Raw genomic sequence first — 16,362 nt, forward strand, 5'->3', positions numbered from 1 at the left:
AATTGGCCTATTGGGTCCAGACCCTCGGTGACGAACAACCGGTGCTGGAACTGCCGTTCGATCATCCGCGCCCACCGGTGCAGAGCTTTCGTGGCGCGCGCCTGGATTTGACCCTGAGCGCGGAACTGGCCACCGCGCTCAAGCAGTTGGCCCAGCGTGAAGGCGCCAGCCTGTTCATGGTCTTGCTGGCCTCGTTCCAGGCGCTCCTGCACCGCTACAGCGGGCAATCGCAGATCCGCGTGGGCGTGCCGACGGCCAACCGCAACCGGGTCGAGACCGAAGGGCTCATCGGCTTTTTCGTCAACACCCAGGTACTCAGTGCCGACGTTGACGGGCAATTGCCGTTTGATCAGTTGCTCGCCCAGGTCAAGCAATCGGCGATGGCGGCACAGGCCCATCAGGACTTGCCATTCGAGCAATTGATCGAGGCCCTGCAACCTGAGCGCAGCCTGAGCCACAGCCCGATCTTCCAGGTCATGTTCAACCACCAGAACGCCGACGCCACTCGAAGCCGGCAGATGCACCTGCCGCAGCTGCGGGTCGAGGATCTGGTATGGGAAGGGCGCACCGCCCAGTTCGACTTGACCCTGGGCACCTATGAAACCGAGCAGGGCATCGCTGCGGAACTGACCTACGCCACCGACCTGTTCAATGCGCAGACCATCGAGCGCCTGGCCGGGCACTGGCAGAACCTGCTGCACGGCATCGTCGATGCGCCACGCCAGCGTATCGGCGAACTGCCGCTGCTCGACCTGGCGCAACAGCAACTCACGCAGCAGCAATGGCTGCGGGTCGCCGACCACACTGACGAAGCCGTTTGCGTGCACCAGCGCATCGCCGAACAGGTGCGCCGCAACCCCGAGGCGCTGGCGCTGACCATCGACGACCAGGCCCTGAGCTACGCACAACTGGACGCGCGCGCCAACCAATTGGCCCATCGCCTGATCGACCTGGGCGTGATGCCCGGCCAGTTGGTGGGCATCGCGGTCGAGCGCAGCGTCGAGATGATTGTCGGCCTGCTGGCGATCCTCAAGGCCGGCGCCGCCTATGTGCCGTTGGATCCGGCGTACCCCGAGGATCGCCTGGCCTACATGATCGAGGACAGCGGCATCGGACTGCTGCTGACCCAGGCCCGTTTGCAGGCGCGCTTGCCGATCCCGCCAAGTCTTCGGACTCTGTTGCTGGACCAGCCGGACGCGGCACTGCAAGCAGCCCCGCAAACCTGCCCGGTGGTGCCGCTGACTGGCGAACACCTGGCCTACGTCATCTACACCTCCGGCTCCACCGGAAAGCCCAAGGGCGTGATGGTGCGCCATGGCGCCCTGAGCAATTTCATCCACAGCATGATCGCCGAGCCGGGTCTCGTGCCCGGCGACCGCATGCTGTCATTGACGACGTTCTCTTTCGATATTTTCGGCCTGGAAATCTACGGGCCTCTGTCAGCCGGGGCCGGCGTGGTGCTGACCGGCCAGAACGTGCACCAGGACCCGCAAGCGGTGCTGGCGCTGATCGAACAACACGATGTCAGCGTGCTGCAAGCGACGCCGTCGAGCTGGCGTATGTTGATCGATCATGAGCAGGCTTCGCTGCTGGCCGGGCGGACCTTCCTCTGCGGCGGCGAAGCGTTGCCGCTGGAACTGGCGCAGCGCTTGCTGGCGCTCTCGCCGAACGTCTGGAACCTCTACGGCCCGACCGAAACCACCATCTGGTCGGCGCTGCATCCGCTGAGCCCGGAGCGCGACCGTCCGTTCCTCGGTAAACCGCTGGACAACACCGCGCTGTACATCGTTGGCAGCGACCTGACCCTCAACCCGCCCGGTGCGCCGGGGGAGCTGCTGATCGGGGGCGCCGGCCTGGCCCGTGGTTATTTTCAGCGTCCGGCGCTGACCGCCGAACGCTTCGTGCCGGACCCGTTTTCCGCCACGGGCGAGCGCCTGTACCGCACCGGCGACCTGTGCCGTTATCGCGCCGAAGGCGTGGTCGAGTACCTCGGCCGGATCGACCATCAGGTGAAGATCCGCGGCCTGCGTATCGAGCTGGGGGAAATCGAAGCCGCGCTGCTGGCCCAGGACCGCGTGCGCGAAACCGTGGTGGTGGCCCACGAAGGCCCGACCGGCGCGCAATTGGTTGCCTACGTGGTGCCCGCCAGCGGCGCAGTGCCGGAGCCGGACGCGCCGTTGCGCACCGCACTCAAGGCGGCCCTCAAGGCGCAGTTGCCGGAATACATGGTGCCGGCGCACCTGTTGTTCCTGGCGCAACTGCCGCTGACGCCCAACGGCAAGATCGATCGCAAGGCCTTGCCGGCGCCCGAGGCCAGCGATTTGCAGCAGGCCTACGTGGCGCCGCGCAGCGAGGTCGAGCAACAGGTCGCGGCAATCTGGCAAGACGTGCTCAAGCTTGAACGCGTGGGGCTGGAAGACCATTTCTTCGAACTGGGCGGGCATTCGCTGCTGGTGACCCAGGTGGTCTCGCGGGTCCGTCGGGTGCTGGGCATCGAGGTGCCGCTGCGCAGCCTGTTCGAACACAGCACGTTGCAGGCGTTCGTCGCCGCCTTCGATACCACCACTGGCGAACAGGCCCCGGCCATGACGCCGGTGCCTCGCGACGCGCCGTTGCCGTTGTCCTTTGCCCAGGAGCGCCAGTGGTTCCTCTGGAAAATGGACCCCGACGGCGCCGCCTACAACATCCCCACCGCGTTGCGGATGCGCGGCGCATTGGACAAGGGCGCGCTGCGCAAGAGCTTTGCCGCACTGGTCCAGCGCCACGAAAGCTTGCGCACCGCATTCGTGGAAGAGGATGGACGCACTTGCCAGGTCATTTGTGAGCAGGGCGAAGTCGACTATATCGAGGAGCGTCTGGAAGGGCGTGATATCCAGGCCTTCCTTGAACAGCAGACGCAACGCCCGTTCGATCTGCTGAACGACGCGCTGCTACGCGTGGCGCTGTTGGAAGTGGCCGAGGAGGATCACCTGCTGGTGCTGACGCTGCATCACATCGTCTCCGACGGCTGGTCGTTACAGGTGATGGTCGATGACCTGATGAGCCTGTACTCGGCTTTCGTCCAGGGTCAACCGGCACAGCTGCCGCCCTTGGCGGTGCAATACGCCGACTACGCGGTCTGGCAGCGGCAATGGATGGCGGCCGGTGAACGCGACCGCCAACTGGCCTACTGGTCGGCGCAACTGGGCGGCGAACAGCCGCTGCTGGAACTGCCCACCGACCACCCGCGCCCAGCGCAACAAAGCCTGCGCGGGGCACGCCTGTCGATCGTGCTGGATCGCGCCTTGAGCGATGACCTCAAGGCCCTGGCCCGGCAAGAAAACGTCACCCTGTTCGTGCTGTTGCTCGGCTCGTTCCAGGCATTGCTGCATCGCTACAGCGGCCAGGCCGACATCCGCGTCGGCGTGCCGATCGCCAACCGCCAGCGACTGGAAACCGAGCGGCTGATCGGGTTCTTCGTCAACACCCAGGTCCTGCGCAGCGAGTTCCATGGCGACCTGACCGGCGCCGCTTTGCTGCAACAGCTCAAGCAGACGGCCATGGCCGCGCAGATGCACCAGGACCTGCCCTTCGAGCAACTGGTGGATGCCCTGCAGCCGCAGCGCAACCTGAGCCACAGCCCGCTGTTCCAGGCGATGTTCAACCACCGCAACGAAACCGCCTCAGTGTTTGCCAAGGCCTTGCCGGGGCTCGACGTCGAACCCGTAGGCTGGACGCAGCGCACCGCGCAATTCGACCTGAGCCTGGACACCGTCGAAAGTCCCCAGGGCCTGCACGCTGCCCTGACCTACGCCACCGACCTGTTCGAGCCGGCGACCATCGAACGCATGGCCGCGCATTGGCTCAACCTGTTGCGCAGCCTGGTGCAGGACCTGCACCGCCCGGTGGCGCAATGGTCGCTGCTGGACGAGGACGAGCGTCGACACATGCTCATCGACTGGAACGCGACGGCCCGGCAATACCCGCTCGACCGCAGCGTCCAGGCGCTGATCGAGGAACAGGTGCGCCGGACCCCGGATGCGCCTGCATTGGTCTTTGGCGGGCAGCGCCTGAGCTACCGCGAACTCAACGCCCGGGCCAACCGCCTGGCCCATCGCTTGATCGACCTGGGCGTCGGTCCCGATGTGCTGGTGGGCATCGCCGTCGAACGTTCCGTGGAGATGGTGCTCGGGCTGTTGGCGATCCTCAAGGCCGGCGGTGCCTACGTGCCGTTGGACCCTGAGTACCCGCAGGATCGCCTGGCCTATATGTTCGAAGACAGCGGCATCGGTTTGCTGCTGACCCAGCAACACCTGCTTGATGCTTTGCCGATTCCGCAAGGACTGCGCAGTCTGCTACTGGACCTGCCCGCTGAGGAGTCGCATGCCGGTTGTGAGGAGAATCCCGACGTCAAGGTGCACGGCGAAAACCTGGCCTATGTCATCTATACCTCCGGTTCCACCGGCAAGCCCAAGGGTGCGGGCAATCGCCATTGCGCCCTGGTCAACCGGCTGTGCTGGATGCAGCAGGCCTATGGCCTCGATGCGACTGACAGTGTGTTGCAGAAAACGCCGTTCAGTTTCGACGTGTCGGTGTGGGAATTTTTCTGGCCGCTGCTGACCGGCTCGACGCTGGTGGTGGCCGCGCCGGGGGCCCATCGCGACCCGGCGCAACTGATCGAGCTGATCACCGCGCAGCGCATCACCACGCTGCACTTCGTACCGTCGATGCTCCAGGCGTTCGTGCAGGACCCGCGCGTGGCCGAATGTACCAGCCTCAAGCGGATCGTCTGCAGCGGTGAAGCGCTGCCGGTGGATGCCCAGCAGCAGGTGTTCGCCAAACTGCCGAACGCCAGCCTGTACAACCTCTACGGCCCGACCGAGGCGGCCATCGACGTGACCCACTGGACCTGCGTCGAGGAGGGCCGCGACAGCGTGCCGATCGGACAGCCGATCGCCAACATCGGCACCTACATTCTCGACGATGAGCTGTCGCCGGTACCGGTCGGCGTGATTGGCGAGCTGTACCTGGCGGGCGAAGGGCTGGCGCGCGGTTACCATCGGCGCGCGGCGTTGACCGCCGGACGGTTCGTCACCGCGCCGTTCGGCGCTGGCCAGCGCTTGTATCGCACCGGCGACCTGGCGCGTTATCGGGCTGATGGCGTGATCGAATACGCCGGCCGAATGGACCATCAAGTGAAAATCCGTGGCTTGCGCATCGAGTTGGGCGAAATCGAAGCGCGCCTGGCCGAACACGAGGCGGTACGCGAAACCGTGGTCCTGGCCCAGGACGGCACGTTGCTGGTGGCCTACGTGGTGCCGGCGCGCGCCGAGCTGCTGGTCGCCGATGACGCCGTTCGCCAGGCGCTGCAAGTGCGCCTCAGGGAACATCTGAGTCAGTCCTTGCCCGACTACATGGTGCCGCAACACTGGGTGTGGCTGGAGAAAATGCCGGTCAGCCCCAACGGCAAGCTTGAGCGCAAGGCCCTGCCGAAGGCCGATCCGAGCGCCAGTGCGAAGAGCTACAGTGCCCCGGTCAGCGCCGTGGAAAACGCTTTGGCCGCGATCTGGCAAAGCGTGCTCGGGCGCGAACGCGTAGGGCGGACCGACAATTTCTTCGAGCTGGGCGGCGATTCGATCATTTCCATCCAGGTGGTGAGTCGCGCCCGTCAGGCCGGGATTCATTTCAGTCCCAAGGACCTGTTCCTGCACCAGACCATCCAGGGCCTCGCCGGGGTGGCAACGACCGGAGACAACGGGCCGGTGATCGATCAGGGCCCGGTGGTGGGGCAGACGGTATTGCTGCCGTTCCAGCAGTTGTTTTTCGAACAGGCCATGGCCGAGCCTCATCATTGGAACCAGTCGGTGTTGCTCAAGAGCTTGCGCGCCGTGGATGCCGCGCATCTGGAGCAGGCGTTGCAGGCTCTGGTCGAGCATCACGATGCGTTGCGCCTGGCCTTCGTCTGCGAGGCAGGCACCTGGACCGCTCGCCACAATACCCTGGCCGAACAGCGCACGCTCTGGCAGCGCTCGCCGCTGTTGTGGACCGCCGAGGTGGCCGATGCGCCGGCCCTTGAACGCCTGGCCGAACAAGCCCAACGCAGCCTCGACCTGCAAGATGGAGCGCTGCTGCGCGGGGTGCTGGCGAGCCTGGCCGACGGCAGCGAGCGACTGTTGCTGGTGATCCATCACCTGGCGGTGGACGGCGTGTCCTGGCGTGTACTGCTGGAGGACCTGCAACAGGCGTACGAGCAGTTGCAGGCCGGCCAGACGCCAGCGTTGCCGGCCAAGACCACGGCTGCGCAGACCTGGGCGCAACGGTTGCAGGCGCATGCCGGCAGCGCGACGTTGCAGTCCCAGCTGAAGTATTGGCAAGAGCAACTGCAAGGCGCCGGTCATGACTTGCCTTGCGACCATCCAGAGGGCGATTTGCGCAGGTGCCACGCGACCCAGGTCCAGACGCGGCTGGACAAGGACCAGACGCGACGCCTGTTGCAGCAAGCGCCGGCGGCTTATCGCACCCAGGTCAACGATCTGCTGCTGACGGCCCTGGCCCGGGTGATCGGCCGCTGGACTTCCCAGGCCTCGACCTTGATTCAGCTGGAGGGCCATGGCCGTGAGGCGCTGTTCGAGGATGTGGACCTGAGCCGCAGCGTCGGTTGGTTCACCAGCCTGTTCCCGGTGCGCCTGGCCCCGACGGCCACCACCGAAGGTTCGATCAAGGCGATCAAGGAGCAACTGCGGGCGATCCCAGACAAAGGGCTCGGCTTCGGCGTGTTGCGTTACCTGGGCGATGAACCGACGCGGCGCACCCTCGCGGCGCTGCCGGTGCCGCGCATCACATTCAACTATCTGGGCCAGTTCGACAGCGGCTTTGCCGACGACGCCGACGGCCTGTTTGTCCCGGCCAGCGAATCGGCGGGCACGGCGCAGAGCCCGTTGGCGCCGCTGGACAACTGGCTGACGCTCAACGGCAGCGTCTATGCCGGCGAGTTGAGCATCGACTGGACGTTCAGCTCGCAAATGTTCGATGAGGCGACGATCCAGGCGCTGGCCGAGGATTACGCTGGGGAATTGCAGGCATTGATCGACCACTGTTGCGAGCCGCGGCACCACGGGTTCACGCCGTCGGACTTCCCCCTGGCCGGATTGCAACAGCAACAGTTGGACGCCTTGCCGCTGGTGGCGCGCGACGTGGAGGACATCTATCCGCTGTCGCCGATGCAGCAGGGCATGTTGTTCCACACGCTGTACGAGCAGCAGGCCGGCCACTACATCAACCAGATGCGCGTGGATGTCGAAGGGCTGGACGTCGAGCGCTTCCGCCAGGCCTGGCAAGCGGCGACCGATGCCCACGACGTGCTGCGCAGCGGTTTTGTCTGGGAGGGTGATTTCAAGCGTGCATTGCAGGTGGTGCACAAGCGCGTAGCGGTCGCGTTGCAGCTGCATGACGCACGTACGCAGGCTGACCTGCCTGAGCACCTGAATACCCTCGCAACGGCCCAGCGCGAGCAAGGTTTTGCCCTCGATGCGGCGCCGTTGTTGCGGTTGGTGGTGGTGCGCGTGGCGCAGGAGCGTTATCACTTGATCTACACCAGCCATCACATCCTGATGGACGGCTGGAGCAATTCGCAGCTGCTCGGCGAAGTGCTGCAACGCTACAGCGGCCAACCCGTCACTGTGTCCGGCAGCCGCTACCGCGACTACATCGCCTGGCTGCAACGCCAGGACGCGGCGGCCAGCGAAGCGTTCTGGAAACCGGCGCTGCAACAGCTGGAGGCGCCAACACGACTGGCCGATGCGGTGGCCAAACCGGCCGACATGGGCAGTGGTTACGGCGATCATATCCACGTGCTGGACGAAGCGTCGACCCGTCGCCTGGAAGTTTTCGCCCGTGCCTCTAAAGTCACCGTCAACACGCTGGTGCAAGCGGCTTGGTTGCTGCTGTTGCAGCGCTACACCGGCAAAACCACCGTGGCTTTCGGCGCAACCGTGGCCGGGCGTCCGGCGGACTTGCCCGGCATCGAGCAGCAGATCGGCCTGTTCATCAACACCTTGCCAGTGATCGCCAGCCCTCGGGCCGAGCAGACCTTGGCCAGCTGGCTGCAAGCGGTGCAGGCGCAGAACCTGGCCCTGCGCGAATTCGAGCACACCGCGTTGCTCGACATCCAGCGCTGGGCCGGGCAGGGCGGCGACGCGCTGTTCGACAGCCTGCTGGTGTTCGAGAACTACCCGATTGCCCAGGCGTTGGAGCAGGGCGCGCCGGACGGTTTGCGCTTTGGTTCGCCAGTGACTCAGGAGCAGACCAATTACCCATTGACGCTGCTGGTGGGGTTGGAGCGGCAGTTGTCAGTGCACATGAGTTATCAACGGGCGAGTTTTGCTTCGGATACGGTGGAGCGGCTGGCGGCGCATCTGGCGCAGTTGCTTGGGCAGATGACTGCTCAAGGCGAGCGCTGCCTGGGTGAACTGTCGATGCTGGAATTCGATGAGCATCAACGTTTGACCCATGACTGGAACCCGGTCGATGCGCCGTTCGAACAAGACCTGTGCATTCATGAAATCATTGCGCGCCAGGCCGACGCTTCGCCGGATGCCCTGGCAGTGACTTTTGCCAACACGCGCCTGAGCTACAGCGAACTGGACGGCCGCGCCAATCGCCTGGCCCACAAACTCATCGAACTGGGCGTCGGCCCGGAAATGCGGGTGGGCGTGGCGATGCCGCGTTCCGAGCAATTGCTGATCGCCTTGCTGGCGGTGCTCAAGGCCGGTGGCGCGTACGTGCCGCTGGACCCGGATTACCCGGCCGAGCGCGTGGCCTACATGCTTGAGGACAGCCGTGCGCGGGTGTTGCTGACCGAGCAGGCGGTGGCGCAGACGCTGACGGTTCCGGCGGGGACCGAAGTGCTGATGCTGGACCGGATTGAGTTGAGCTCATATCCCTTCAACGCACCGGGCACAACGGTCACCCCAGACAACCTCGCCTACGTCATCTACACCTCCGGCTCCACCGGCAAACCCAAGGGCGTGGCCATCGCCCACCGCAACGTCTTGGCGCTGATCGACTGGTCCAGAACCGTCTACAGCCGCGACGACATTCAAGGCGTACTGGCGTCAACCTCGGTATGCTTCGACCTGTCGGTGTGGGAGCTGTTTGTCACCCTCGCCAACGGCGGCTCGCTGATCATCGCCCGCAACGCCCTGGAACTGCCGCACCTGCCGGCCCGCGATCAGGTGCGCCTGATCAACACCGTGCCTTCGGCGATCGCCGCGTTGCAGCGCAGCGGCGAGATCCCGGAAAGCGTGCGCATCATCAATCTGGCCGGTGAGCCGCTGAAGCAGAGCCTGGTGGATGCCCTCTACCCATCACACCTCACCTGTGGGAGCGAGCTTGCTCGCGATAGCGGTGGGTCAGTCGATGAGGGGCTAACTGCCAGGACGCCATCGCGAGCAAGCTCGCTCCCACAGGTTGTGGGTGAACAGGTGGGTGGGGTTGAGCATGTCTACGATCTGTATGGCCCCTCGGAAGACACCACTTATTCCACCTGGACCCGCCGCACCGCCGGCGGCACGGCGAACATCGGTCGCCCGCTCAAGCACACCGCCAGCTACCTGCTGGACGCCAACCTGCAACCGGTGCCGCAAGGCGTCTCGGCGGAGCTGTACCTGAGCGGCGCGGGCATCACCCGGGGTTATCTCGGGCGCGCGGCGATGACCGCCGAGAAATACGTGCCGAACCCGTTCTCGACGACAGGCGAACGCCTGTATCGCACCGGTGACCTGTGCCGCTATCGCGCCGATGGCGTGCTCGAATACCAGGGCCGACTCGACCATCAGGTGAAGATCCGCGGCTTCCGCATCGAGCTGGGCGAAATCGAGGCGCGGCTGCTGCAGCAAGCCGAGGTAAGCGACGTCGCCGTGCTGGCCCAGGAAGGGCCGGGCGGGCAGCAGTTGGTGGCTTACGTGGCGGCCTCGACCGACGCGGACACTTTGCGCGATCAACTCAAGGCCAATCTCAAGGCACACCTGCCCGACTACATGATCCCGGCCCACTGGCTGTTCCTCGATTACCTGCCGCTGACCCCCAACGGCAAGCTCGACCGCAAGGCCTTGCCGAGCATCGAAGCCGGGTCTTCACAGGGCGGTTACGAGGCGCCGGCCAACGAGCTGGAGCACCGGATCGCCGGCATCTGGCAAGAAGTGCTGGAAGTGGAACAGGTCGGGCGCAACGACCATTTCTTCGAGCGCGGCGGTCACTCCTTGCTGGCGACGCAGGCCGTCTCCCGGCTGCGCAAGCTCACGCGTTATCCGCTGAGCCTGCGCGACCTGTTCGACCATCCGCAACTCAAGGCACTGGCGGCACTGATGAGCGAGACCGGCGACGGCGCGGAGCGGGCCGGCGATTCCAGCCAGGTCCGACTCAAGGCCCATGGGCCACGGCAATCGGCACCGCTGTCGCTGGTGCAGCGGCGGTTGTGGATCGCCGAGCAGCTGGCCGGCGGCACCTCGGCCTATGGCATGCCCATGGCGCTGCGGTTGTGCGGCGAGTTGTCGGTCGAGCGGCTGATGAGCAGCTTTGCCGAAGTGACACGCCGTCACGCCGTGCTGCGCACCGCGTATGTCCAGGATGACGAAGGCGATCCGCTGGCGCTGATTGCCGATGAGGTCCGGCTGGATTTCCCGCTAGTCGATCTGTCCGACCTGTCGCCCGGTGCCCGGCAGGAGCAAGTGGCCCAGGCGATCCTGGACAACGCCAGTACCCCGATTGATCTGGAGCAGGCGCCATTGCTGCGCGGGCGGATCCTGCGCCTGGGGCCGACCGAGCACGTGTTGTTGTACGCCATGCACCACATCATTTCCGATGGCTGGTCGATGGGGCTGTTGATCAATGAACTGGTGCAGATCTACGAAGCGTCCCTGCGCGGCGAGCCCATGCCGCTGGCGCCGCTGGAGGTCCAGTACCACGACTTCGCCTTGTGGCAGCAGGCGCTGGAAGACCAAGGCGTGCTGGCGCGCCAGGGCGATTATTGGAAGCAGCGGCTCGACGGTTACCACGGGCGTCTTGATTTGCCTTTGGACAATCCACGCGGCCAGACGGCCTCCTTTGCCGGCGATGCGCTGCAGTTCGAGCTGCCTGCCGGGCTGAGCGCGGCGTTGCGCCGGGTGTCGAGCGCGGCCGGCGTCACGTTGTACAGCACGTTGCTGGCGTCGTTCCAGGTGTTGTTGCATCGCCTCTGCGACGCGCAGGATCTTGTCGTCGGCGCTGACGTGGCCGGGCGCGAACAACCCGAGCTGGAGCGCTTGATCGGCTTCTTCGTCAACGTCCTGCCGTTGCGTTCGCACTTTGCCGCCGATGTCGGCTTCAACCGGTTCCTGGCGCAGACCCAGGACCATCTGCTCGGCGCGCTGGAACATCAGGACCTGCCGTTCGACCAGATCGTCGAGGCCGCGGGCGTGCCGCGGCACAAGGGCATGAACCCATTGCTGCAGGTGTTGTTCGTGATGAACAACGTGCCGGTGCGCACGCGTTCCATGGCCGGCTTGAGCGTCGAGTTCCTGCCGGCGCTGCAGAACCATTCTAAATTCGACATGGCATTGTTCGTTGACGAAGAAGAAGGGCAATTGCGCGGTAATTGGCAATTCGCCACAAGCTTGTTCGGACATGAGCGCATCCAGTACCTGATCCGGGCCTGGACGGCCCTGCTGGAACAGATCGTCGCTGATCAGGACATTCAATTGGGAGCTATCAGCATGCCAGTCGACAACGTGGCGACAGCCGCCACGCCTGCCAACGTCCCGGGGCCCAAGGCCGACAAACTGGGCAAGTTTCTCAAGCGTTCGGCGACCCCGGCCGCGCGGCCACGTCCGGCGTTGGTGCGCGAATCGCTGGTGGCGGCGCCCCAGCGTTTCCCGCTGATGCTGGAGCCCGGCGAGCCGCACCTGGACGTCATCGAGTGGATCCGGCAGAACCGGCCGTTGATCGAGCAGAAGCTGGCCGAGCACGCCGGCATCCTCTTCCGTGGCTTCGAACTGGACGGTATCCAGGGCTTCGAAGCGTTCGCCGAAGCGATCCAGCCGGGGCTGTACGGCCAGTACGGCGACCTGCCGAAGAAGGAAGGCGGCAAGAACACCTACCGGTCCACGCCGTACCCGGAACGCAAGATGATCCTGTTCCACAACGAGAGCTCCCATCAGGACCGTTGGCCGCGCAAGCAGATGTTCTATTGCGAGCAGGCCGCACCCGTGGGCGGCGCGACCCCGGTGGTGGATTGCCGCCTGATGTACGAAAAGCTGCCGGCGGACCTTCGCGAGAAGTTCGAGGACAAGGGCTTGCTGTACGTGCGCACCTTCACCGACAAACTCGACGTGTCGTGGCAGCACTTCTTCAAGACCGAAGATCGCCTTGAAGTGGAGGCCCGTTGCCGGGCCGGCGGCATCCAGTGGCGCTGGCTCGATAACGATGAACTGCAGACCCGCACGCCGGGGCCGGCGATCATCACGCACCCGATCACCGGGGAAAAATCCTTCTTCAACCAGGTGCAGCTGCATCACATCCATTGGCTGGAGCCGGACGTGCGCCAGGACCTGTTGTCGATGTACGGCCTGGAGCGCATGCCCCGGCACGTGTACTACGGCGACGGCACGCCGATCGAAGACGAGGTGATGGCGCGTATCGGTGAGTTGTACGAAGCCTGCGCGGTGCGTTTCGACTGGCAGAAAGGTGACGTGATCCTGTTGGACAACATGCTCGTGGCCCACGCCCGCGACCCGTACGAGGGGCCGCGCAAGATCGTCGTCGCCATGGGCGATATGTACGACCACGCTAGCCTGGAGCGTCCAGCGGGCGCCGGGCGATCGGTCCGTGGCGCATTCAATACCGAGGAAAGCGGAGCATGAACGAGGTGACGATGGACACGCAGGAAGCGGGTTTTGCCCTGACGCCCGAACAGCAACGGGCACTTGAGCAACTGTCGGGCACGGTGACCTGTGGCGAGGCCTTGCGTTGGCTGAATGTGGTCATTGACGATGATCTCGACCCGCAGCGATTGCAGGTCGCCTTCGACACGCTGGTGGCGCAGCAACCGATGTTGCTGGCGCGACTGACCAAGGTCGGCGGTTTCCACGGTTTGCGTCAGGTGGCCCATGCGGGACGTTTCCCACTGACGATACAGGCCAGCGAACAACCGGCCGAGGAAGTCCGGGCGCAGATCAGCGAGACGCTTGGCCGGGCTTTTGTGCTTGGCGAATCGGCCAGCGTCCAGGCGGTGCTTTATCGTCTGGCGTCTCGGCAATGGCAATTGCTGCTGGGCGTCGCCCGCCACAGCGCTGATGCGCCGTCGATGAACCTGCTGCTTGAACAGCTACGGCAGGCTTACGCCGGCGATGGGGCGGAGGAAGAAGCGCCCGGTGAGTTTGCCCAATACCTGGAGTGGCGCAGCGAAGTGGTGCTGGATGAAGATGCCGGCACTGCAAGAAATTACTGGCAGCAGCATTTGCACGGCCTGCAGACGGCGATCGACACGCCGTGGCTGGCTGCGCGTCGTGCCGGTGGTGGAACAGCCGATGCGCAGATTTCGCTGATCTTCGAGCCGGCCCGACGCGACGCCTTGCAGCGGTTGGCCGAGCAGCTCGGCCAACCGCTGGCGACGTTGCTGCAAGGCGCATGGTGGGTGCTGCTGGGACGCCTGGGTGGTCTTGAGCAAGCGCTGGTCGGCGTGCGCCACGACAGCCGTGGCGACTATGACTACTTCGCCAATGCCTTCGGCGTGTTCGAAAAGAACCTGCCGCTTTGCGTTCCATTGCCCGCCGACGCGCCGTTCAGCGAGTGGCTGGCGGAGCTGGCGACGCGTCTCGAAGCCCATCGCACCTGGCAGGAATACTGGACGCCGGAACTGGCGTCGGAGGCGGCGTATCCGGCCTATGGCTTCGCGATTGCCCCGGCAAATCCTGTTCGCAGCAGCGCTGGCCTGACGTGGGCGACTGAGCCCTTGCCTGGGCGGGATGCGTTCGAACTGCTGCTGCAGATTCAACTGGACGACACCCAACAACTGGTTGCGGTCGACCTCTGCTACGCCCGCTCGGGTTATTCGCAAGCCGCGGTCCGCAGCGTGCTCGAACAATACGAGGTGCTGCTGGCCTCGATCCTCGTGGCTGCGCACACGCCACTGGCGCAGCTCAACTTGCTCGGCGACACCGAGGAGCAGCGTTTGCGGGCGATCAACCCGGCGATGCAGGCATTGGTGGATAACCGCTACCTGCCGCAGCGCATCGCCGAGCTGGCGCTGCAGACGCCGGACGCCATCGCCCTGAGCGAGGCTGGTCAATCGCTGAGCTACGGTCAGCTGAAAGATCAGGTCGAGCGCGTCGCGCAGGGCCTCACGGACCAAGGCCTGGGCGAAGGGTCGATTGTCGCCCTGGCCTTGCCGCGCTCGGCGGAACTGGTGACCGCGATGCTGGCGAGCTGGCGCATCGGCGCGGCTTATCTGCCGCTGGATATCCAGTGGCCCCAGGCCCGTCAGGCGTTGATGCTGGAGCAGGCCGGTGCCGCTGTGTTGCTCACCGATGCAACACATTTGCCTGCCTGGCAGGCGCAGCCGTTCAAGGCGCTGGCAATCGCCGAGCTTGATCGTTCTTCAAACACGCCGTTGCCGGCCCTCACGACCAAGGGCAATGACATTGCCTATGTGCTGTTCACCTCAGGTTCCACCGGCGTGCCCAAGGGCGTGGTGATCGAACATCGGCAATTGCTCAACTACACCGCCCAGGCCAGCCAGGCGTTGGGGCTGAGCCGGTGCAAACACGTAGCTTTGAGCTCTACCGTGGCGGCGGACCTGGGCAATACGGCGCTGTTTGGCGCGTTGTTCAATGGCGCGACCTTGCATTTGGCCAGTGATGAACAGATGCAGGACGGCGCGCTCTTTGCCGGGTTCCTGCGAGAACAACAGATCGACTGCCTGAAAATTGTCCCGTCGCACCTCGCGGCGTTGCTCGACAGTGAGCAGGCGATGCTGCCGCAGCTGCTGGTGCTTGGCGGCGAGCCGATTGCGCCGACGCTGGTCGAGCGTATCGCCCGGTTGCGCAGCGATTGCCGGGTGTTCAACCACTATGGGCCGACCGAAGCCACGGTCGGAGTGATGATCCATAGGTTGGCGCTGGATGGCGCTGCCGATGATTGTTCGGCGCTGACCCAGGTGCTGGGCAATAACCAGGTCTACGTGCTGGACGCTGACAGGCGCCTGGCGCCGGTGGGTGTGCTGGGCGAGGTGTACCTGGGCGGTGCGCAGTTGTGCCGGGGCTATGTGAATGCCGAGGCGGACAAGCAGACGTTCATCCCGAGCCCGTTCGACCCGGCGCAGCGCCTGTATCGCACCGGCGACCTGGCGCGTTATCGCCCGGACGGCGGGATCCAGTTGCACGGTCGCCGCGATCAACAGGTCAAGGTGCGCGGGTTCCGCATCGAACTGGCGGAAATCGAGGCCGAGCTACTACGTGTATCGCAGGTGGCCGAAGCGCTGGTATTGCCCGCCGAGCAGGGCTTGTTGGCATTTGTCGTGCCTCGGCAAGGCCTGTCTTCGGGCGTGCTCGATGCCGTGCGCGCCGAACTGAGCGCGCGCCTGCCCGGCGTGATGGTGCCGCAGCAGCTGCAACTGATCGAACGTTTCCCGCGGCTGGCCAACGGCAAGATCGATCGCAAGGCGTTGCAGCAGTTGGCGGTCGTGATCAGCGATGAAGAGGATGCCGCGCCCCGCGATGCACTGGAGCAACTGCTGGCCGCGCGCATGGCGCAATTGCTTGGGCTTGAACGATTGGGCATCGAGCGCGACTTCTTCGCCGCCGGCGGCCATTCGCTGCTGGTGATCAAGCTGGTGGCCGGCATTCGCAAGTTGTTGCAGTGCGACATCCATCCTGGGCTGGTCTTCGATCATCCGACCGTGGCGTCCCTGGCCATGGCCTTGCGAGCGGTGGAGGGCAGTCCGGGGCAACTGGAAAAAATCGCTCAGGTGCGTTTGCGCATGGAAGCGCTGAGCCCCGAGGAAAAGGCCCGGCTGACCGAACAGGCTCAACAGCTGCAAGCCGCCAAGGCCGCGCAAGGCCGCTGAAAGGGAGACCGTTCCCACGCTCCGCGTAGGAACGATCGCTTCAATCAACAAGAGGCCGATGCCCGTTCGCATCGGCTTTTTTTTTGAGCTTTTACGCAAATGATAAAAAAACTCATTCCGGTTTTTCCCAGGTGCTGCGTCTTACTAAGGTATGCGGGCAAATCGGCTCGGGCAGGGCTGCCCAGGCGCCGGTTGTGTCCAGGAAAAATTTAGCTGTCGTCCAGTCGGATGACCGTACCCGGGGAGGGGTCGGTCAGCGGTACACCGTGCTGGCGAGCGGCAGG

2 protein-coding genes (1 of these 2 only partly in view) are annotated in these 16,362 nt (G+C 64.9%); both read left to right on the forward strand.

From position 1 onward, the window contains the following. On the forward strand, window positions 1-12,875 hold the 3' portion of the coding sequence (locus J3P91_RS08545) for a non-ribosomal peptide synthase/polyketide synthase (protein WP_434603400.1). It extends 715 nt beyond the left edge of the window; 12,875 of the gene's 13,590 nt are visible here — the last part of the coding sequence; its start codon lies off the left edge, out of view; its stop codon occupies window positions 12,873-12,875. Then, on the forward strand, window positions 12,872-16,078 hold the full coding sequence (locus J3P91_RS08550; RefSeq protein WP_434603402.1) for a non-ribosomal peptide synthetase: 3,207 nt from the start codon (window positions 12,872-12,874) through the stop codon (window positions 16,076-16,078). The genes J3P91_RS08545 and J3P91_RS08550 overlap by 4 nt, the downstream gene beginning before the upstream one ends. Window positions 16,079-16,362: the final 284 nt, after the last annotated feature.

The organism is Pseudomonas sp. Z4-7 (assembly GCF_051131965.1).
Classification (GTDB): domain Bacteria; phylum Pseudomonadota; class Gammaproteobacteria; order Pseudomonadales; family Pseudomonadaceae; genus Aquipseudomonas.

Excerpts from the sequence above, each read along its gene's own strand:
- J3P91_RS08550 (WP_434603402.1), top strand. The coding sequence starts at position 12,872 with ATGAACGAGGTGACGATGGACACGCAGGAAGCGGGTTTTGCCCTGACG.